17 protein-coding genes and 1 riboswitch are annotated in these 19,023 nt (G+C 72.6%); of the genes, 11 read left to right on the top strand and 6 right to left on the bottom strand.

Annotated features, from left to right (window positions below; genetic code table 11):
- Positions 1 to 18: 18 nt before the first annotated feature.
- The 3 genes from DEJ46_RS02140 to DEJ46_RS02130 all read left to right on the top strand — a co-directional run bounded on the left by DEJ46_RS02140 (position 19) and on the right by DEJ46_RS02130 (position 1,504).
- Positions 19 to 627: a DUF6629 family protein gene (locus DEJ46_RS02140; protein WP_150263885.1), complete on the top strand. Its 609-nt coding sequence runs from the start codon at positions 19 to 21 to the stop codon at positions 625 to 627.
- A 30-nt stretch (positions 628 to 657) separates the two neighbouring features.
- Positions 658 to 879, top strand: a complete 222-nt coding sequence (locus DEJ46_RS02135; protein WP_150263884.1) for a hypothetical protein — start codon at positions 658 to 660, stop codon at positions 877 to 879.
- A 127-nt stretch (positions 880 to 1,006) separates the two neighbouring features.
- Complete coding sequence (locus DEJ46_RS02130) at positions 1,007 to 1,504, top strand: peptidylprolyl isomerase (RefSeq protein WP_150263883.1); 498 nt, start codon at positions 1,007 to 1,009, stop codon at positions 1,502 to 1,504.
- A 965-nt stretch (positions 1,505 to 2,469) separates the two neighbouring features.
- Here DEJ46_RS02130 and DEJ46_RS02120 read toward each other — a convergent pair.
- Both DEJ46_RS02120 and DEJ46_RS02115 read right to left on the bottom strand, forming a co-directional pair.
- Positions 2,470 to 2,718, bottom strand: coding sequence for a type B 50S ribosomal protein L31 (locus tag DEJ46_RS02120; protein ID WP_150263882.1), 249 nt, complete (start codon positions 2,716 to 2,718; stop codon positions 2,470 to 2,472).
- A 188-nt stretch (positions 2,719 to 2,906) separates the two neighbouring features.
- Positions 2,907 to 5,510 (bottom strand): SpoIIE family protein phosphatase, encoded by a 2,604-nt coding sequence (locus DEJ46_RS02115; RefSeq protein ID WP_411757707.1) that lies wholly within the window; start codon positions 5,508 to 5,510, stop codon positions 2,907 to 2,909.
- A gap of 191 nt (positions 5,511 to 5,701) precedes the next feature.
- On the opposite strand from DEJ46_RS02115, the gene DEJ46_RS02110 reads away from it, so the two are divergent.
- The 3 genes from DEJ46_RS02110 (at position 5,702) to DEJ46_RS02100 (ending at position 8,645) form a co-directional block, all read left to right on the top strand.
- Entirely contained in the window at positions 5,702 to 6,466 is a 765-nt protein-coding gene (locus DEJ46_RS02110; protein ID WP_150263880.1) for an alpha/beta fold hydrolase, read from the top strand.
- A gap of 186 nt (positions 6,467 to 6,652) precedes the next feature.
- Complete coding sequence (locus DEJ46_RS02105) at positions 6,653 to 7,249, top strand: hypothetical protein (RefSeq protein WP_150263879.1); 597 nt, start codon at positions 6,653 to 6,655, stop codon at positions 7,247 to 7,249.
- A 103-nt stretch (positions 7,250 to 7,352) separates the two neighbouring features.
- A complete protein-coding gene (locus DEJ46_RS02100; protein ID WP_150263878.1) occupies positions 7,353 to 8,645 on the top strand; it encodes an alpha/beta family hydrolase in 1,293 nt (430 codons plus the stop codon).
- Here DEJ46_RS02100 and DEJ46_RS02095 read toward each other — a convergent pair.
- Entirely contained in the window at positions 8,639 to 9,535 is an 897-nt protein-coding gene (locus tag DEJ46_RS02095; RefSeq protein ID WP_150263877.1) for a LysM peptidoglycan-binding domain-containing protein, read from the bottom strand. The two genes, DEJ46_RS02100 and DEJ46_RS02095, sit on opposite strands and share 7 nt — an antisense overlap.
- Positions 9,536 to 9,539: 4 nt before the next feature.
- Positions 9,540 to 9,723: riboswitch (cyclic di-AMP (ydaO/yuaA leader) on the bottom strand.
- Between the two features lie 365 nt (positions 9,724 to 10,088).
- Here DEJ46_RS02095 and DEJ46_RS02090 point away from each other — a divergent pair.
- Positions 10,089 to 10,709 (top strand): hypothetical protein, encoded by a 621-nt coding sequence (locus DEJ46_RS02090; RefSeq protein WP_150263876.1) that lies wholly within the window; start codon positions 10,089 to 10,091, stop codon positions 10,707 to 10,709.
- Between the two features lie 7 nt (positions 10,710 to 10,716).
- Here the strand turns inward: DEJ46_RS02090 and DEJ46_RS02085 are convergent, their stop codons facing one another.
- Complete coding sequence (locus tag DEJ46_RS02085) at positions 10,717 to 12,741, bottom strand: phosphocholine-specific phospholipase C (protein WP_150263875.1); 2,025 nt, start codon at positions 12,739 to 12,741, stop codon at positions 10,717 to 10,719.
- 190 nt (positions 12,742 to 12,931) lie between these two features.
- Entirely contained in the window at positions 12,932 to 13,735 is an 804-nt protein-coding gene (locus DEJ46_RS02080) for a DeoR/GlpR family DNA-binding transcription regulator (protein ID WP_150263874.1), read from the bottom strand.
- A gap of 150 nt (positions 13,736 to 13,885) precedes the next feature.
- Here DEJ46_RS02080 and DEJ46_RS02075 point away from each other — a divergent pair, with 150 nt between their 5' ends.
- From DEJ46_RS02075 to DEJ46_RS02065, 3 genes are all read left to right on the top strand, one after another.
- A complete protein-coding gene (locus DEJ46_RS02075; protein WP_150263873.1) occupies positions 13,886 to 14,809 on the top strand; it encodes an SIS domain-containing protein in 924 nt (307 codons plus the stop codon).
- Between the two features lie 63 nt (positions 14,810 to 14,872).
- The gene (locus DEJ46_RS02070; RefSeq protein ID WP_150263872.1) at positions 14,873 to 15,709 is read left to right on the top strand and encodes a ketose-bisphosphate aldolase; all 837 of its coding nucleotides are present in this window, start codon (positions 14,873 to 14,875) and stop codon (positions 15,707 to 15,709) included.
- A 192-nt stretch (positions 15,710 to 15,901) separates the two neighbouring features.
- The gene (locus DEJ46_RS02065; protein ID WP_150263871.1) at positions 15,902 to 16,435 is read left to right on the top strand and encodes a GNAT family N-acetyltransferase; all 534 of its coding nucleotides are present in this window, start codon (positions 15,902 to 15,904) and stop codon (positions 16,433 to 16,435) included.
- Positions 16,436 to 16,479: 44 nt separating this feature from the next.
- Here the strand turns inward: DEJ46_RS02065 and DEJ46_RS02060 are convergent, their stop codons facing one another.
- Positions 16,480 to 17,739 (bottom strand): serine hydrolase domain-containing protein, encoded by a 1,260-nt coding sequence (locus DEJ46_RS02060; protein WP_223834456.1) that lies wholly within the window; start codon positions 17,737 to 17,739, stop codon positions 16,480 to 16,482.
- Between the two features lie 226 nt (positions 17,740 to 17,965).
- Between DEJ46_RS02060 and DEJ46_RS02055 the strand changes: the two genes are divergently transcribed.
- Positions 17,966 to 18,961: a GlxA family transcriptional regulator gene (locus DEJ46_RS02055; protein WP_150263869.1), complete on the top strand. Its 996-nt coding sequence runs from the start codon at positions 17,966 to 17,968 to the stop codon at positions 18,959 to 18,961.
- Positions 18,962 to 19,023: the final 62 nt, after the last annotated feature.

Raw genomic sequence — 19,023 nt, 5'->3', positions numbered from 1 at the left:
TTGGGGTAAAAGTGCGTTATGTGCTGGAGTGCGACGGCCGATCTCTGGGCGGGCCTCGGGATCGGCGCCGTCGGCCTGGTCTCGATCGCCTCCGCACGCCGTGCCGGGGACGTGCCGCTCGCCGCCCTGCCCCTGCTGCTCGGTGTTCACCAGGTCGTGGAGTCCGCGGTCTGGAGCTCCGGCGGAGGAGCGGGCTCGGCAACCCTCGCCTGGGCCGTGATCGCCCTGCCCCTCCTGCCCGTCTGGGTGCCGGCCGGCGTCCTGACGGCGGCGCGCCCCGCCGGCCGGCGCCGCCTGCTCGTGCCGCTCGCCGCGGGGCTCGCGACCGCCGCCGTCCTCGCGTACCACGTCGCGGCCCGCCCGGTCACGGCCGAGATCCGCGGGCACACCCTCGGGTACGTCGTCGACCTGCCGCACGCGACGCTGCTCCTCGCCGGCTATCTCCTCGCCACGGTCGGCGCGCTGCTGCTCGCCCGCGACCGGATCCTGCGCCTGCTCGGGCTCCTGACCGGAGCCGGAGCGGTCGTCTGCGCGCTGCTGTGGCGCACGGAGTTCGTCTCCACGTGGTGCGCCCTCGCCGCCGTCGCCTCGCTGGTGCTGCTGGTCTGGGTGAGAAGTCGGGCGTAACCCCTCGGCGCCTCAGTAGTTGACCAGGGCATGAAGAAGCGCAGCATGCTCGCCATCGCCTCCCTCGCCGCAGGCGTCGTCACCGCCCTCGTCACCCCGCCCCAGCCGGCCAGCGCCGCGGAGAACCCCCTCGGCGGCGCCACCGGCCTCCTCCAGGAGGACCAGGGCGTCGAGACCGTCACCCAGACCGTGGAGACCGTCCAGGGCGCCGGGAGCGCCCTCCCGACGCCCAAGGCCGGCGGACTGCTCTGACCTCTCGCCAGGACCGTGGCCACCGGTGCCCCGCGCCCCCAGGGGTGGCGCGGGGCACCGGCGCGCCGTGACACGGGAGGAGGCAGCCCGTGCGCGCGCCGTGCGTGAGTAATGACAGGATGTCCCCATGAGCGACAACGTTTACTTCGACATCACCATCAACGACGAGCCCGCGGGCCGGATCACCTTCAAGCTCTTCGACGACGTCGTCCCGAAGACCGCGAAGAACTTCCGCGAGCTCTGCACCGGCGAGCACGGCTTCGGCTACGCCGACTCCCCGTTCCACCGCGTCATCCCGAACTTCATGCTGCAGGGTGGCGACTTCACCCGCGGCAACGGCACCGGCGGCAAGAGCATCTACGGCGAGAAGTTCGCCGACGAGAACTTCAAGCTGAAGCACGACCGCCCGTTCCTGCTCTCGATGGCCAACGCCGGCCCGAACAGCAACGGCTCGCAGTTCTTCATCACCACGATCGTCACCGACTGGCTCGACGGCAAGCACGTCGTCTTCGGCGAGGTCGTCGAGGGCCAGGACCTGGTCAAGAAGATCGAGGGCCTCGGCTCCGGCTCCGGCCGCACCAGCGCCACCATCAAGATCGCCGAGTCCGGCATCGTCAAGGCCTGATCAGGCGCTTGACCAGAGGCCGGATCAGCAGCACTGGGATCAGCAGCACTGATCGGTAGCCTCGGCGGAGCACGAGCGGAGGGCCCGAGGCCCTCGCTCGCCCGCACGGCGGGGCAGGGGAGCGCCGTCCACAGGACGCGCAGCTCCCCGCCCCGGCCGACGCGGCTGCCCCGGCCCCCGGCGCCGCCCCGCCTCAGGCGAAGGCGAAGGCGAACGTTCCGCTCCGCCCACGCCGAGAACGGGCGCGGCGCACGCCCCAGGACCCGTTCCACGTCCGGGCTCACATGCTGTTCCTCCGCGCTGGGCTCGCCCATCACCGCGAGCATGCCGTCGACGGCGTCCGCCGGCAGGAACCGCACCAGACGCGCCCGCGCCTCGGCCGCGCTCTGCGCCACGAACTCCACCGGCTCGCCCACGGCTTCGGCGAGGTCCCGCGCCTGCTCGCGCGGCGACACCCCGGCCGGGCCCGTCAGGACGTACGTGCGTCCCGCGTGCGCCGGATCACGCAGCGCCGCCGCGGCGACCTCCGCGATGTCCGCCGGGTCCACCACCGGCAGCGCCACATCGGCGAACGGGGACGCGATGGTCCGCGCGGTGCGTACCTGTTCGGCCCAGAGGTACGCGTTGGAGGCGAAGCCGCCGGGCCGCAGCACCGTCCACTCGAGCCCCGACTCCCGTACGGCCGCCTCGAAGTCACGGAGGAAGCCGTGGGACACGGAATCGTGCCGTGTCCCACCAGCTGGGAGGACTGGAGGACGAGGCGCCGCACCCCGCAGGCCACCGCCGCCGCCACGATCTCGCGCGGCCGCAGGGTGTCCCCGAGGCCCGCGACGAGCAGGTGGACGGCCTTCGCGCCCTCGAACAGCTCCTTGTGGCCGTCCACCTCGGCCTGGAAGGGGAACTGGCCACCTTCTGGCCAGTTCAGAGACCGGTCTCCTCGGGTCCCCGGTCTCCGGCCGGGCCGCTCAACTCCCTTCGCCGAAGCGACGCTCGAACTTCGCGATCCGGCCCTCGGAGTCCACGGTGCGCGCCGTTCCCGTGAAGAAGGGGTGGCTCTCGGAGGAGATCTCCACGTCGATCACCGGGTACGTCTGACCGTCGTCCCACTCGATGGTCCGCTCGCTGGTCGCCGTGGACCTGGTCAGAAAGGCGTACCCGGCGGACCGGTCCCGGAAGACCACGGGTCCGTACTCGGGCTGCTTGTCCTGCTGCACGTGTCCTCCTCGGGCTTCCGCCCTGACTCGTTCGCCCCGACGTGATCGTCTCGGCTTCTCCGGCCTCATCCGGCACGGCACCCCCAGCCTCCCCGGGCCCGTCGCGGCCGACCAGCGTCACGGGCCCGACCGGGTGACGCCCCGGCGCGGCCTCATCGGGCTCGGCGGGCTCGGCGGGTCAGGCGGGCTCAGCGGGTCTCGGGCCAGAGGGCCGCGAGGAGCAGCGCGATGTCGTCCGGCCGGGCCGTGGCCTGCCGGGCTTCCCGGATCAGCCGGTCCGCAGCCTCCGGGAGCGCCATCGAACCCGTCGAGGCGAGCGCCTGCCGCAGCCCCTCGATCCCTTCGTCGATGTCCGTGCCGGGCCGCTCGACCAGCCCGTCCGTGAACAGCGCCAGGACGTCTCCGGGCGCGAGCCGCAACCGCGTCACGGGGTACGAGGCCCGGTCGTCGATCCCCAGCACCACCCCGCCCGCCAGCTCGACCAGCTCCGTCGACCCGTCAGGGCGCAGCAGCAGCGGCTGCGGATGCCCGGCCCGTACGGCCCGGGCCTCTCCCGTACCCGGGTCGAGGAGCACGTAGCAACAGCTCGCGAACTGGCCCGGATCCAGGTCGATGAGGAGCCGGTTGGTGCCCCGCATGACTTCCTGCGGCCGCTGGCCGCCCAGCGCGAACGCCCGTACCGCGCTGCGCAGCTGCCCCATCGTGGCCGCGGCCGCCACCCCGTGGCCCTGGACGTCGCCGATCACGAGCGCCAGCCGGTCGTGCCCCGTCTCGATCACGTCGTACCAGTCGCCGCCCACGTCCATGCCCTCGGTGCCCGGCAGATAGCGTCCGACCGTCTCCACCCCGGCCAGCACCGGCAGTTGGTGCGGCAGCAGCGCGTCCTGGAGCCCTCGCGCGACCGCCGACTCCGTGTCGTACCGCTGTGCCCGGGACAGGGCCTGTGCGATCAGGCCCGCCAGGGCGGTGAGCACGGTCCGCTCGTCCGGGCTGAACGTCCTCGGGCGGTCGAAGCCGAGGATGCAGGAACCGACAGGCCGGCCCGAGGCGATCAGCGGCAGGAAGGCCCGGGCTCCGGTGTGGGCGTCGAGCGGGAGCTCCGGGTAGGCCAGCCTCAGCTGGTCCATCGACTCGAAGAAGAGCGGCCGGCCCGTCGTGAGGGTCTCCACGCCCGGCATCCGGGAGTCCAGCGTGACCCCGTCGAAGGGTTCGAGGAATCCCGGCGGGAAGCCGGTTTCCCAGGCGAGGTACAGGCGCCGGTCGCTCAGCAGATAGATCGCCAGCTGCCGTCCGCCGAAGGCCGGCAGCAGTTCCTCCGTGACGACGGCCGACACCTGGCGGGCCGTCACGGCCTCCGAGAGGGCGATCGCCAGCGCCACCGGCCGGTACAGCGCCGCCGCCCGGTCGCCTTCGCCCCCGAGACCGTCGTCCGACGCTCGGGGAGGTCGCCCCCATTGCCCCGCTCCGTCCGGCGCGTCGGGACCGGGCGCCTTGCCGGGACGGCCCGGCGTCGTGTCGGGTGCGAGCCCCGCCGGGTCCTCCTCCGGAAGGAGGACCATGGTCACGCCGTCCCGCCCCGGATGCAGCGAGACCGTGAGCCACCGGCCCCGCTCCGGGCGGGCCAGGAAGCGCACCGGCTCGTCGGAGAGCAGCGCGGCCCTGAGCTGTTCCTCGTGGAAGGGGAGGCCGAACCAGGGCAGCGCCTCCCACAGGGGCCGCCCCGCGAGCGCCCCGCGCGGCCGGCCGAGGAGCCGCTCCGTCCGTTCGTTGAGGTAGGTGATCCGGCCCAGGCGGTCGATCGCCAGGATCGCCCGGGGCAGCCGGTCCGTGGCGTCCGAGCCGACCAGGCCCGTCCCCAGGTCGACGAGCGTGCCCGCGAGCCGCCCGCCGGTGCGGGGCCGGCCTCCGGCATCCTCCGGCGGGTCCCGCCGGGCCGTGGCCGACACCTCGAGGAGGTGCAGTCCGCCGTCCGGACCCTTCAGCCGGATCCTGCGCACGGCGGGCCGGCCGTCCTCGCCGGTCGCCTGCAGCGCCGCCGCCCACAGCGCGTACGCGTCCTCCTGGTCCAGCCGGGAGGTGAGCACCTCGATCGAGCAGGGCGAGGTCACGCCGGCGCCGAGGATCTCCCGCAGCCCGTCGTCCATGGTGACCGTGCCCGAGTCCAGGTCCCAGTCGAAGGAGCCGAAGCGCACGGGCGGCGCGGATCCGGCGGACAGCTGTACGCAGATGGGGTCGCCGTTCCACTCCGCCGGGGTGCCGTGGGCCGTGAGGGCGGCCAGCGTCTCGCCGAGCCGGAGGGCAGCGCTGGTCATCCGGCCCCGGTCGCGCGCGCTCACCCCCTCGCCCTGTCTCGGCGCGCGCAGCGCCACGAGGACCCCGAACCGCTCGCGCCCCGCTACCACGGGCGCGTACAGCGAGGCGAAGGGGAACGGCAGGCTCGCCACCAGCTGGGGGAAGCGCCGCATCGCCTCGTCGACGTCGCCGAGGTGGACGGCCTGCCCCGTGCGGTGGACCTCCGCCACCGGGAACGGCCGGTTGGCATGCATGCGCCACCACGGACGGAACAGGGGCCCCGGCAGCCCCACGAGGATCGCGAGCCGCAGCAGACCGGGTGTCTCCGACCGCAGGTAGACACCCCCCGCGTACCCGCCGACCGATTCGACGGCCCGCAGCGAGGTCTCGGCCAGGGCCCGCGTCAGGGCGCCGGAAGCGGGCCCGTCGGCAGCCCCGTACTCGGACGGACGCCCGGTACTGCCCGCCGGGCCGGGGCCGGACGTGCCGTGCGAGGTCACACAGCCAGGATGCGCCTGTCGTGAAAGCCCCCGCATCTCGGCCACGGCGCGCGACGCCGCCCGAACGCCTCGTGAGCGCCCCTGCCCGCCCGGCCTTGTTGACCACACGCGCTCGCACCGTCACACTCGGTCGTCGACCATCAGCGCCACCGCCGACGCGGGGCGCCACCACCTCGCTGCCAGGGGGCACGATGACGGGCCGGGTTCTTCCGTACGACGTTCAAGGCGAAGGCCCCGGCCGGGCCCTCGTCCTCCACAACTGGTTCGGCGACCGCACCAGCTTCGCCCCGCTGCGCGCCCATCTCGACGGCACCGCCGGCACGTACGCCTTCGTCGACTGCCGCGGCTACGGCGAGGCCCGCGACACCGAGGGCGCCTACACGATGGAGGAGGTCGCCGCCGACGCCCTCGCCGTCGCCGACGACCTCGGCTGGGACTCGTTCTCCGTGATCGGGCACTCGATGGGCGGCAAGGCGGCCCAGCTGATGCTCCTCGACGCGCCCGACCGCGTCCGCTCCCTCATCGGCATCTCACCGGTCTCCGCCGCGGGATTCCCGCTGGACGGGGAGACCTGGGAGCTGTTCGCCGGCGCCGCAGGCTCCCCGGCGAACCGGCGCGCGATCATCGACAACACCACCGGCGGCCGGTACGACGACGCCTGGCTGAGCGCCCTCGTCGAGCGTTCCGTCAGCCGCTCCTCGGAGACGGCCTTCCGCGCCTACCTGGACTCCTGGTCCAAGCCGGACTTCCACGAGCGCGTCCGCGACAACCCCACCCCCGTGCTCCTCGTCGTCGGCGCCCACGACCCCGCGCTCGGCAGCGAGGCGATGGAGGCGACCTGGCTGCGCTGGTACCCGAACGCGCGCCTCGAAGTGCTCAAGGACGCGGGCCACTACGCCCCCGAGGAGACCCCGCAGGCCCTCGCCGAGGCCATCGAGGCCTTCCTCGCCGCCTGACGGGGCCTTCCGCGGTGTCACCGGGGACCGTCGTCCCCGGTGACACCCCGGCAAGTCCATCCGAAGGTCGACGGGACCGGCGACTTTCGAGGACAGCGGCGGGAGGCCTCCGCATCGGATCATCGTGCTCTCGACCCCATGGGACGGTCACCGACGGACCGCCCAGGAACGGCAGGAGCAGCACCGATGGGCCTCGCACAGTCGCAGCACCGCTTTCTGGTACGGCAGAAGGTCACCCTGATGGCCAACCGCTACCTGGTGCACACCATGGGCCCGGACGGCGAGGAGGCCGAACTGGTCGCCTTCGCCCACCAGAAGAGGATGGCCCTCAAGGAGCAGGTCACCTTCTACACCGACGAATCCCAGCGCCAGGTCCTCTTCACCTTCCGGGCCCGGCAGGTCATCGACCTCGGCGCGACCTACGACGTCCACGGTGCCTCCGGCACGCGGCTGGGCGGCTTCCGCAAGGACTTCGGCCGGTCCCTGCTGCGCAGCACCTGGCACCTGGACCGGGAGGGGGAGGACCAGGAGACCACCGGGCAGGAGCGGAACCGGACCGTGGCGATCCTGCGGCGCGGCTGGGAGTTCCTCCCCTTCACGGAACTGCTCCCCTTCGTCGTGCCGTACCACTTCGACTTCGCCGAGGCCGGACGTCCTGTCATGTCCGTCGAGAAGCTCCTCGGAATCCGCGACCGGTACGTGGTGGACATAGCCGACGCGGAGCTGGACCGGCGGCTCGCGATAGCCCAGGCCGTCGCCCTGGACGCGCTGCAGTCGCGCTGACCTGTCCCGTCGGGGCGACGCGTCTACCCTGGAGAGACGGGCAGGGGGCGGCGCACGCCGTTCCTCCCCGCGCCCCGGGCCGCGTGGTGAAGGGCGGCGGACCATGGACTTCAGCGATCGCATCGACGCGGGTCGGCAGCTCGCCGACCGGCTCGACCACCTCAAGGGCCAGGACGTCGTGGTCCTGGGGCTCCCGCGCGGCGGCGTACCGGTGGCCGCGGAGGTCGCCGAGGCGCTCGGGGCGCCCCTCGACATCTGTCTCGTGCGCAAACTGGGGGTGCCGCACCAGCCGGAGCTCGCGATGGGCGCACTGGGGGAAGGCGGGGTGCGGGTACTCAACGAGCAGGTGCTGCGGGAGACCGGTGTGGGCGAGCGGGACCTCGCGGCCGTGGAGGAGCGCGAGCACGTCGAGCTCGAGCAGCGCACCCAGCGTTACCGGGGCAGTCGCCCGCCCGTGCCGCTCGACGGCAGGACGGTCGTCGTCGTGGACGACGGGCTGGCCACCGGTGCGACGGCGCTGGCCGCCTGCCGGGTGGTGCGGGCCAAGGGCGCCGCGCGGATCGTCCTCGCGGTTCCGGTCGCACCGCGCGGCTGGACCGCCCGTCTCGGGGGCGAGGCCGACGAGACGGTCAGCGTCCGCGAGCCCGACTTCTTCTACGCGATCGGCCAGTTCTACCGCGACTTCTCACAGACGTCCGACGAGGAGGTGCTCGACTGCCTCGCCCGCGGCCGGGCCGCGCGCGGCCCCGTCGTCCGGGACACGGACGTCCGGATCCCGGCGACCGGTGCCACGCTCTCCGGGCGGCTCGCCGTCCCCGACGGGGCGACCGGCATCGTCCTCTTCGCCCACGGCAGCGGCAGCAGTCGGCACAGCCCGCGCAACCGCGCGGTCGCGGAGGCCCTGAACCAGGCAGGGCTCGGGACGCTGCTGTTCGACCTGCTGACCGAGGCCGAGGCGACCGACCGGGCGCGCGTCTTCGACACTCCGCTGCTCGCGGGACGGCTCGCGAGCGCCACGGACTGGCTGGCCGGGCGTCCCGAGGGCGGCGAGCTGCCGCTCGGCTACTTCGGGGCGAGCACGGGCGCGGCCGCCGCCCTGTGGGCGGCGGCCGATCCCGCATCCGGCGTCGCCGCCGTCGTCTCGCGCGGCGGCCGGCCCGACCTGGCGGGCGAGCACCTGGCCCGGGTGCGCGCCCCGACCCTCCTCGTGGTGGGCGGCCGGGACGCGCTCGTCCTGGATCTCAACCGGCGAGCCCAGGCCATGCTGCGCTGTGAGAACCGGCTGACCGTCGTCCCGGGCGCCACGCACCTCTTCGAGGAGCCGGGGGCCCTGGAGGAGGTGGCGGAGCTGGCCACGGACTGGTTCGGCGAGTGGTTCAGCCGTCAGGGTCAGTAGGGCCCGTTGACGTTGTCGATGGAGCCGTAGCGGTCCGCCGCGTAGTTGCAGGCGGCCGTGATGTTGGCGACCGGGTCGAACAGGTCCGTGGACGTGCCCGGCACGTGGTAGGCGTCGAAGGTCGGCTGGATCACCTGGAGCAGGCCCTTCGAGGGGGTGCCGGCCGCGGCGTTGGAGTCCCAGTTGTTGATGGCCTGCGGGTTGCCGGAGGACTCGCGCATCACGTTGCGGAGGATTCCGTCGTACGTACCGGGGATGCCGCGCTGGGCCATGATGTCCAGCGACTCCCGGATCCAGCCGTCGAGGTTGTCGGCGTACCGGGTGGCGGCGGCCGGTGCGGCCTTGACGGCGGGCGCGGCGGCGGGAGCCGCCTGCGCGGCGGAGGCGCCCGAGGCGGCGGCCGGGGCCGCGGCGCGGCGCTCGGAGCGGCTCGCCCGTTCGGTCGTGGTGGGGCTCTTCTTCGGCGAGGCCTTCTTCTGCGCGGCGGCGGGCGCAGGGGCGGGCTTCGCGGAATCCCGACGAATCGTCAGTTCCAGACCGGGGTGAATGAGTGACGGATTGTCACCCACGGCGGACTTGTTGACCCGGTAAAGCGACTTCCAGCCGCCCTGAATTCCCTTCTTCTGGGCGATCAGGGAAAGCGAGTCACCGCTCACCACGGTGTACGTGCGCGCGGCGGCGGGGGCCGAGGGGGTGGCGGCCGGCGCGGTGGCGGGCTGCGCGGCGAAGGACCGGGCGACGGCCTTGGGGGCGGCCGAGACGGTCTCGGCGCCGGCGGTGGCGGGGATGACCAGCGGCAGGGCCAGGGCGACCCCGCCCGTACCGGCGAGTGCGAGGCCCCGGGAGACGGTGCGGTGGCGGGGGCGGCGGTGCTTGCCGTGTGCAGGCATGACGGTTTCCTCTCCGGCGCCTGCGGGGTGAGCTGTCGGGTTCGGACGGGAGATGTCCGGCCGCGCGCACGCGGCTTCACCCCGAGCCGTTCCGGATTCCGGACCGGCGAATTCGTGGGTCCCCCGCTCCTGCCGTCGGGTGAAAGGGAGGTGTTTCGGGCGGCGGCAGGATTAGGCGTTCCGCTCGAATGGGGGTGACCGTAGGCCAGCATTGCGGCGGATAACAAGAGGATCAGATGGCTCGCTCGCCGAATTGGATCTCAGAATTCAGGTAATTCAAGATCGATCGGATGCGGAATCCGGCGAACTTCCGTGCGCGGCACGGCCTGCGGGTGAGGGGGCGCGCGGCGGGGGCGGAAGAAAGTGAACCGCATCACCAGGAGAGTAATGTCCGAATATGAGCAGTAATTCCGTTGGTGAGTAAATGGGCGGAAATTATCCGCGGTGAGTCGTTCGCGCGGGTCGAAGGGAGGGGGCGTGTCAGGATGCGCAAAACTCGCAAACCAGACATTCATCTTGAAAGATGGAGGCAACCGACACAGGAGTCATCCGCATGCCGACCCCCACCGCCCCGCTCAGCCCGGACACCCTCGACCGCGAGGCGGCCGCTCTCTTCGAGAGCGCCACCTGGCAGCGGATCGTCACGGACTGGACAGCCCACGCAGCAGAGGTCACCCCAGCCCCCGCTCGGCCGGCCCCCGCCGACTGGCGGGCCCTGCTCAGCGTGCCTGTGGACCAGCTCGTCGCCGACGCGCTCGACGCGCTCCCCCCGCCGGCGCCCGTCGAGCGCACGCTCCCCGGCCGGATCGGAGCCGTACTCCCGGACCGTCTGCACGCCTGGCGCCGGATCGGCCGTCCCGAGCTGCGCCCTTCGGTCCACCTCGGCTACGCACGCCTTGTGCTCACCGAATGGGGCTGGCAGAACGCCCCGTACAAGCTGCGTGACGTACGGGGAGCGCGCTGCGTCTGCGGCGCGCTCCTCGCCGCCCACCGGCTCGGCTACGGCAGCGCGGACACCATGAACGAGGCGGCCGCCTGGATCATGACCGAGCTCCGGTCGCAGGGGTGGCGCGAACTGATCGGCCCCTGGAACCGGGCCCCGGGCCGGACGGCCGCCGAAGCGGTGGCCCTGCTCGACGCGACGATCCGCCGCGCCGCGCTCGCCGGCCGCTGAGCCGGGTTCAGCCGGTGACGCTCGGGGCTCCGGTCTCGATGTGGCCGGTGTACCGGCGCGACCAGGTCCCGTCGATGTCGGCGAGGATCGTGAAGTCGTACCAGCCGTCGTTGTAGGCCACCGCGTTGAAGAAGTCCTCGCGGCTGGAGTTCGCCGGGACCGTGTACGTCCACGGCCCGTCCGTGCGGTAGGCGTTCGAGCGGATCGTGAACGTCACCGGTCCCGCCGAGCTGTTGGTCAGCCTGAACCACAGGGCCGTCCGGCCCGTTCCCGACTCGGGGGCGAAGCGGGCGGCGACCTCCACGGCCTTGCCCGCCTTGGAGGCGTCTCCGATGAAGCGGCGCAGGAAGCGGTTGGGTCCCATCATCGAGATGTCGTACTTCCCGGAGCCCGACCCGAGACCGATGTTGAAGTAGTCGGAGGCCGTGCCGCCCGCGTCGACCGTGTACTGCCAGGCCGCGGTGTCGCGGTGCTGGTGGGGGTGGATCGAGAAGTGCGCCGCCCGCTCGGCCTCCGCCCCCTGGTTCGTCATCGAGAACCAGGCCAGGATCTTGCCGGCGGCACCGAACTCGAACCGGTCCAGATTGCCGTTCACCTGGTACGGCAGGGCGCGCGCCGGGCGGCTGCCGGACTCCTGCGCGGGCTGGGCGTTGTTCTGGGGCGCCGGGTTCGGCAGCGGCGCGCAGGTGGCCTGGCCGATCACCTTCGCCGTGGAGGGAAGGCCGGCGGGTACCCCGTACACCGGGTGGGCGAAGTCGAAGACCCCGGTCAGATCGCCCGTCACCTTCCTGCGCCAGGCGCTGATGTTCGGACAGGTGGCCGGTGTGCCGAGGGCCGCCGTCCAGGTCTCCATGAAGCGGAGGACGGAGGTGTGGTCGAAGACCTCGGAGCTCACCCAGCCGCCCCGGGTCCACGGGGACATGACAATCATCGGGACGCGGAAGCCGAGACCGATCGGCACCCCGTCGAGGTACTCGCCCGGCGTCCCCGGCGGGGCGACCGGCGGCGGCACGTGGTCGAAGAAGCCGTCGTTCTCGTCGTAGTTGAGGAACAGCACCGTCGAGTCGAAGACCTCGGCGTCGGCGGCCAGCGCGCGGTAGACGAGGTCGACGAAGTGCGCGCCGTCCCCGGGCGGCGCGTACGGGTGCTCGGAGAACGCCTCGCTCGCCACCACCCAGGACACCTGCGGCAGCGTGCCCGCGACCACGTCGGCGCGGATGGCCGCGGCGATGTCGTCCGGCGTCGAGCCGGTGACCTTGGGGACCGAGCCCATGCCCCGGTCGTACAGCGGATCGCCGGGGCGCGCGTCGGTGAACTTCTTGAAGTACGCGAGGCCGTTGTCGCCGTAGTTGTCCTGCGCGTTCTGGTAGACCTTCCAGCTCACCCCGGCCCGCTGGAGGGCCTCCGCGTACGTCTCCCAGGTCAGCCCCGACTCCTCGCCGCCGTCCTTGCTGGAGCCGTCGATCTTCCCGCTCCAGAGGAACGTCCGGTTCGGACCGGTGGCGCTGAGCGCGGAGCAGAAGTACGCGTCGCAGATCGTGTAGTGGTCGGCGAGGGCGTGATGGAAGGGGATGTCCTCGCGGTCCAGGTGGCCCAGCGTCCGCGTGTTGCCCACGCCCATGACCCAGTTGTCCATGCGGCCCTTGTTCCAGGCCGCGTGCTGCGAGGTCCAGCTGTGGGGCAGGTCGCCATTGCACTGCGCGAGGGTCTCGCCGTCGACGCCGCCCGCGGGCGGGGTGTCGCTGAGCTTCCACGGGTAGTGCCGGCCGCCCCAGTTGGGCTGGTTGAACATGCCCCAGCCGCCGGGCAGATTGCCGGCCGCGCGGTCGCCGAAGCCCCGTACACCGCGCAGCGTGCCGAAGTAGTGGTCGAAGCTGCGGTTCTCCTGCATGAGGATCACCACGTGCCGGACGTCGGTGAGCGTGCCCGTCGCGGCGCGCGCGGCGGCCGACGCCCGGCCGGGCGGCAGGGCCGCCCCGGCGACGAGCCCCGCACCGATCCCGACGAATCCCCTGCGGCTGATGGGAAGCATGCCCCGCCTCTCCTGTCACGGCGTGCCCGCGCGGCACGTCGGGAGACATGATGGGGGAGGCGAGCTCAAAGGTATACGGCCGTGCGGTAATTACTGTGCCAACAGCGCGCGGACAGGGAACACCGCTGCGGGGATTGGTCCGGGCTCATACCAATGATGGCGATCGGGGGTTCCGTCGACCATCGGCCGGTCAGACGGTGAGGACCTTCACCCCGGCCTCCGTCAGTTGCGCCGCGGCCTCCGGGGAGATGTCCGTATCGGTGACCAGGAGGTCGATCCGGTCCAGACCGCAGATACGGGCGAACGCGCGGCGGCCCATCTTGGAGGAGTCGGTCACGACGACGACCCTGCTCGAACGCCGGGCGAAGAGCCGGCTGATGCTCGCCTCGTCCTCGTGATGGGCCATCACGCCCAGCTCGGGGTCGACCCCGTCGACCCCGAGGATCACCACGTCGAGCACGACCTCGTTGAGCACGCCGACGGTCAGCGGGCCGACCAGCTCGTACGTCTGGGGGCGCGCCACCCCGCCCGTCGTGACGATCTTGATCTGTGGGCGGACCGCCAGCTCGCCCGCGATGTTGAGCGCGTTGGTGACCACGGTCAGTGCGGGTGCGGCCGCCGCCGCGCCCGGCGACTCGGCCCGGCCGCTCGCGAACCGCAGTGCGAGGGCCCGGGCCACCTCCGTCGTCGTCGTGCCGCCGTTCAGCCCGACGACCTCCCCCGGGGTCACCAGATCGGCCACCGTCGCGGCGATCCGCTGCTTCTCGGAGGCGTGCCGCGTCGACTTGTAGCGCAGGGGGAGCTCGTACGACACGCCGTGTGCGACCGCTCCGCCCCGCGTCCGTACGAGCAGCTGCTGCTCGGCCAGTTCGTCGAGGTCCCGGCGGATCGTGGCGGCCGAGACCTCCAGCGCGGTCGCCGCCTCCTCGACCTCGACCTTCCCCGCGGCCGCGAGCAGCTCCAGGAGTGCGTTCCACCGCTCGTGCTTGGACATGGGTCCATCCCCTCCCGATCGTGCGCGCGTCCGATTCTATCCGTCGACACGCGTCAACTCTGGCAACGCCATGCTCGGATCTGCTTGAATGAGTCCACCTTCACGCAATTTCGAACAAGCATCGCGCACGCTTCTTGCAAGGAGTCCTGCATGACCACCTCTCGCACCGCCGTGGAGATCGATTCCCAGCCGGCCACCTGGCGCCAGGTCGCCCGCACCCTTCCCCAGCACACCGCCGCCCTGCCCCGCCGCGGCGAGCGCGTCGCCGTCATCGGGTGCGGCACCTCCTGGTTCATGGCGCTGGCCTACGCCGAGCTGCGGGAGGCGGGCGGACACGGCGAGACCGACGCCTTCGCGGCCTCGGAGTTCCCCTACGGCCGCCGCTACGACCGGGTCGTGGCCATCACCCGCTCCGGAACCACCAGCGAGGTCCTCGCCGTCCTCGCGCGACTGCGCGGCACGGTGCCCACCGGCGCGCTCACCGCCGACCCCACGACCCCCGTGATGGACCTCGCCGACGAGGTCGCCGTCCTGGACTTCGCGGACGAGGAGTCGGTCGTGCAGACGCGCTTCGCGACCACGGCGCTCGCGCTGTTCCGGTCGCACCTGGAGGCAGAGGACGCCCTGCCCGCCGGTGTACGGCCCCTGGCGGAGGCCGCCGAGGACGCCGAACGCGCCCTCGCCACCCCGCTCGACGAAGCCGTCCGCACCGCCGAGCAGTTCACCTTCCTCGGCACCGGCTGGACCTACGGCCTCGCCCTGGAGGCCGGGCTGAAGATGCGGGAGGCGGCCGGGGCGTGGACGGAGTCGTATCCGGCGATGGAGTACCGGCACGGACCGATCAGCATCACCGGCCCCGGGCGCGTCGCATGGGGCTTCGGCGCGCTCCCGGCGGGCCTCGCCGACGAGGTGCGCAAGGTCGGCGGCACGGTCGTCGAGAGCGATCTCGACCCGCTGGCGGACCTGATCCGGGCGCAGCGCCTGGCGGTCGCGGTGGCCGAGGCGCGGGGCCTCGACCCGGACACCCCCCGGAACCTCACCCGCTCCGTGGTCCTGGCCGACCACCATGCCTGACCGCACCGACCGCACCGATGACTCCGACCGCACCGACGGCTCCGACACCCGTGAAGGAAGACCATGCCGCTGACGCCGACCGATGAGATCGTCCGCCGGGCCCGCGCGGCCGGCGTGGGCGTGGGGGCGTTCAACGTCCTCCAGCTCGAACACGCGCAGGCCATCGTCGCCGGTGCGGAGGCCGCCGACCGCCCGGTCGTCCTCCAGATCAGCGAGAACACGGTCCGCTACCACGGAGCCCTGGAACCGGTCGCCGTCGCCTCTCTCGCCGTCGCCCGGGCCGCGAAGGTGCCCGTCGCGGTCCACCTCGACCACGCCGAGAACCCCGACCTCGTACGCGAGGCGGTCACGCTCGGCCTGGGCTCGGTGATGTTCGACGCCTCCAAACTGCCGTACGCGGAGAACGTGGCCGCGACCCGCGAGGTCGTGGAGCACTGCCATCAGCACGGCGTCTGGGTGGAGGCGGAACTGGGGGAGATCGGCGGCAAGGGCGGCGCCCACACCCCCGGCGTGCGCACCGACCCCGAGGAGGCCCTCGCCTTCGTGACCGCCACCGGCGTCGACGCGCTCGCCGTCGCGGTCGGCAGCGCCCACCAGATGGTGACCAGGGACGCGGTCCTCGACTTCGACCTCATCGCCCGCCTCCGCGAGGCGGTCGACACCCCGCTCGTCCTGCACGGCTCCTCGGGCGTCTCGGACGCGGACCTCGCGGCGGCGATCGCGGCGGGCATGACGAAGGTGAACGTCTCCACCCACCTGAACAAGGCCTTCACGCAGGCCATCCGTACCCACCTGGCCGAACATCCCACCGCGTTCGACCCCCGCCACTACCTGACCCCGGCCCGCGCGGCGGTCGCCCAGGAGGTCTCCCACCTCCTGGCGGTCCTGTCCCCCTCCTGACGGGGGCGCGAAGGGCGGGCGTGAGCCGGGGGTCGGGTCACCTCGCGTCCGGTGCGAGGCTCGGCGGAGTCCAGTCGGCGTGGAGGAGATCGCCACCCTCGTGGCGGCTGCTCTGAGCTGAACGACGAAGCCCCGACCGGCGCGGGAGGACGCGGGGACGGGGCTCGGGACGGCATGCGTCAGGATGGGGGCATGACCGAGATCCGTACCCCCCGCCTCATCCTCCGACGCTGGACCGACGACGACCTCGTCCCCCTGGCCGAGATCAACGCCGACCCCGAGGTCATGCGCTGGATCGGCGACGGATCGGTGCGGGACCTGGACGAGACCGCCGGGGACATCGAGCGGTACGAGGAGGAGTGGGACGACGAGGGCTTCGGGCTCTTCGCCGTCGAGCTGCTCGCCTCCGGGGAGCTGATCGGCTTCGCGGGTCTTTCCGTGCCCGAGGGACTGCCGGAGCTGATGGCGGAGGTGGAGATCAGCTGGCGCCTCGGCAGGCCCTTCTGGGGTCAGGGGTACGCCTCCGAGGCCACCCACGCGGTCCTGGAGTTCGCACTCCAGGACCGGGGGCTCGACCGGGTCGTCGCCCTCACCCACATCAGCAACACGGCCGCCGAGAACATCCTGGGCAAGCTCGGCATGACCGCCGAGCGCGAGATGAACCACCCCGTCCACGACGTGCCGCTGCGCGTCCACGCCATCGACCTCACCGAGTACCAGGCCTGATCGGTTCTGATCAGGCCTGATCAGGCCTGGTCCACGGCGTCGGCTCAGTGGCGCTCGGGCAGGTCACGCTCCGCCGTCAGGTCCGTGGCCGAGGGCGAGGTGGCCGCGCGCGCGGACGGGGCCGCAGGCTTCTTCCCGCAGAAGGCCGCCTCCAGCGTCCCGCCGAGCGCGGTGTTGGCCGCGCCGTGGTTCGAGGTGTTCGCCACCGCCGAGAGGCTGCGCATGCCGTCACGCGTGGAGAAGGCGTACGTGTAGAAGCCCTGCACGGTCCCGGTGTGGCCGAAGACCTGCGTGCCGCACGAGAGGTCGTAGCGGCGCAGCCCGAGCCCGTAGAAACGGGTGTTGGTGGCGTCCGTCGGCGTCACCGTCGTCATCGCCTCCAGCATCGCCGGCGACAGCAGCCTGCCGCGCATGAGCGAGCCGGTGAAGTAGTTCAGATCGGCGGGGCTGGAGATCACGGCCCCGGCGGACTGCGCCCAGGAGACCGTCTGCTCGGTGGAGTCCACGAGCGGCGCGCCCGCCTCGTCCGGGTGCAGGTAGCCCCGTACGTGCAGACCCTTGATACGGGTGTCGGGGTGCACGTACGAGGTCTGGCGCAGCTTCAGCGGCGTGATGATGCGGCGCTTGTACGCGTCGGCGACCGGGCGGCCCGTGGCCTTCTCGATCAGCATCCCGACCACCACGAAGTTGGCGTTCGAGTACTTGTACGACACTCCGGGCTCGGTGGTCCGGGGCAGGGCCAGGGACAGGTCGAGCAGCTCCTGGTAGGAGAACACCTTGTTCCGCACCGCTTCGAAGCCGGGCACGGTGCTGTTGAACATCGCGTCCGTGTAGTCGGCGAGGCCGCTGCGGTGGGTGAGCAGGTGCCGGACCGTGATGCGGTCGTCGGGGAGCGCTCCGGGCAGGTACTTGTTGACGGGCGCGTCGAGCGACAGCTTCCCCTCCTGGACCAGCTGGAGGAGGACGACCGTCGAGAACGTCTTGCTGACGCTGCCGATCCGGAACCGGGCCTTGACGTCCATGGCCGCGCCCGAGACGCGGTCACGCACGCCGGCGGTCCGGCTCTGGATCCCGTCGGGACCGACGTACCGGGCCATGGCGCCGGGCGCGCCGTTGGCCATCGCGGACTTGAGCGCGGCGGTCACGCCCTCCATGTCGGGGGCCGGAGCGGCCGCCGCCGCGGAGGCGGCGGGGGTGACGGCGGGGGCGGCGAAGGCGCTGGTGGCCGGGGCGAGACCCGCGGCGAGGGAGGCGATCAGGGTGGCGCTCACGGCCAGACGGCGGCGGTGGTGCGGCAGTGCCACGATGGGTTCCTCGACTTCTTCCGGTTCTTCCGGATCGTTGAGATCGGCCGGATCGTGAGATCGGCCGGATCGTTCGGTGCGACGCACGGCCCCGACGGGCCGCGGGACCCGGGAGCACGCCACCGAGACGGTGCGACCCCCGGCGCCCATGGATCATGAGTGCCAACGCGCGAGAAAAGTTCCTGTCACGGCCGACGAGTTCCGGAGGGTGCTGTTCCGAGTACGGATGCGTGGTCGGCCGAAGCGGCCGCGTACCCTCGTTCACGTGCCCTTTTCCCACCCGCATCGCGTCGCCGTCCTCGTCCTCGAAGGCGCGAAACCGCTCGACGTCGGCATCCCGGCCCAGGTGTTCACGACCCGCGCGAGCATGCCGTACGAGGTACGGGTCTGCGGCGCGGCTCCCGGGCCCGTCGCGGGCGGGGACGGGCTGTCCTACCACGTCGCCCACGGCCTCGACGCCCTCGCCTGGGCCGACATCGTCTTCGTCCCCGGCTACCGCTTCCCCGACCGCGAGGACCCGCCGCCGGCCGTCGTCGAGGCACTGATCGCCGCCCACGAGCGGGGCGCGCGCCTGGCCGCCATCTCGACCGGAGCGTTCGCGCTCGCCGCCACCGGCCTCCTCGACGGCAAGCGTGCGACGACACACTGGCACTACGCGCGGGCGCTCGCCGCCAAACGCCCCCTCGTCCAGGTCGACGAGAACGTCCTCTTCGTCGACGAGGGCAGCGTCCTCACCTCGGCCGGCGCGGCCTCCGGCATCGACCTGTGCCTGCACATCCTGCGCGGCGACCTCGGCGTGGCCGCCTCGAACCACGCGGCCCGACGCCTCGTCGCGGCCCCGTACCGCAGCGGCGGCCAGGCGCAGTACGTGCCGCGCAGCGTGCCCGAGGCCCTCGGTGAGAGGTTCGCCGCCACCCGCGAGTGGGCGCTGCACCGGCTCGGCGAGCCCCTCACCCTGGAGATACTCGCCCGGCACGCGGCGGTCTCGGCGCGGACGCTCTCCCGGCGCTTCGTCGAGGACACCGGGTACACGCCCATGCAGTGGGTGATGCGCGCCCGGATCGACGTGGCCCGCGAGCTCCTGGAGCGGTCCGGGCGCAGCGTCGAGCAGATCGCCGCCGACGTCGGTCTCGGCACCGGGGCCAACCTGCGGCTGCACTTCCAGCACATCCTCGGCACCACACCGAGCGAGTACCGGCGGACCTTCGCCCAGGGCGAGTAGCCCCCTTTTCCCTCGCCTGGCGCGATCCTTGCGGACCGTGGCGATCACGCCGCTGTCACGGG

The sequence above is a fragment of the Streptomyces venezuelae genome, assembly GCF_008642375.1.
Lineage (GTDB): Bacteria > Actinomycetota > Actinomycetes > Streptomycetales > Streptomycetaceae > Streptomyces > Streptomyces venezuelae_G.
Note: the sequence above shows the minus strand (reverse complement) of the source record. Positions and strands in the feature narration are given on the sequence as shown.

Excerpts from the sequence above, each read along its gene's own strand:
- DEJ46_RS02135 (WP_150263884.1), top strand. The coding sequence starts at position 658 with ATGAAGAAGCGCAGCATGCTCGCCATCGCCTCCCTCGCCGCAGGCGTC.
- DEJ46_RS02130 (WP_150263883.1), top strand. The coding sequence starts at position 1,007 with ATGAGCGACAACGTTTACTTCGACATCACCATCAACGACGAGCCCGCG.
- DEJ46_RS02100 (WP_150263878.1), top strand. The coding sequence starts at position 7,353 with ATGGACTTCAGCGATCGCATCGACGCGGGTCGGCAGCTCGCCGACCGG.
- DEJ46_RS02075 (WP_150263873.1), top strand. The coding sequence starts at position 13,886 with ATGACCACCTCTCGCACCGCCGTGGAGATCGATTCCCAGCCGGCCACC.
- DEJ46_RS02085 (WP_150263875.1), bottom strand. The coding sequence starts at position 12,741 with ATGCTTCCCATCAGCCGCAGGGGATTCGTCGGGATCGGTGCGGGGCTC.
- DEJ46_RS02095 (WP_150263877.1), bottom strand. The coding sequence starts at position 9,535 with ATGCCTGCACACGGCAAGCACCGCCGCCCCCGCCACCGCACCGTCTCC.
- DEJ46_RS02080 (WP_150263874.1), bottom strand. The coding sequence starts at position 13,735 with ATGTCCAAGCACGAGCGGTGGAACGCACTCCTGGAGCTGCTCGCGGCC.
- DEJ46_RS02090 (WP_150263876.1), top strand. The coding sequence starts at position 10,089 with ATGCCGACCCCCACCGCCCCGCTCAGCCCGGACACCCTCGACCGCGAG.
- DEJ46_RS02140 (WP_150263885.1), top strand. The coding sequence starts at position 19 with ATGTGCTGGAGTGCGACGGCCGATCTCTGGGCGGGCCTCGGGATCGGC.
- DEJ46_RS02070 (WP_150263872.1), top strand. The coding sequence starts at position 14,873 with ATGCCGCTGACGCCGACCGATGAGATCGTCCGCCGGGCCCGCGCGGCC.
- DEJ46_RS02065 (WP_150263871.1), top strand. The coding sequence starts at position 15,902 with ATGACCGAGATCCGTACCCCCCGCCTCATCCTCCGACGCTGGACCGAC.
- DEJ46_RS02055 (WP_150263869.1), top strand. The coding sequence starts at position 17,966 with ATGCGTGGTCGGCCGAAGCGGCCGCGTACCCTCGTTCACGTGCCCTTT.
- DEJ46_RS02110 (WP_150263880.1), top strand. The coding sequence starts at position 5,702 with ATGACGGGCCGGGTTCTTCCGTACGACGTTCAAGGCGAAGGCCCCGGC.
- DEJ46_RS02105 (WP_150263879.1), top strand. The coding sequence starts at position 6,653 with ATGGGCCTCGCACAGTCGCAGCACCGCTTTCTGGTACGGCAGAAGGTC.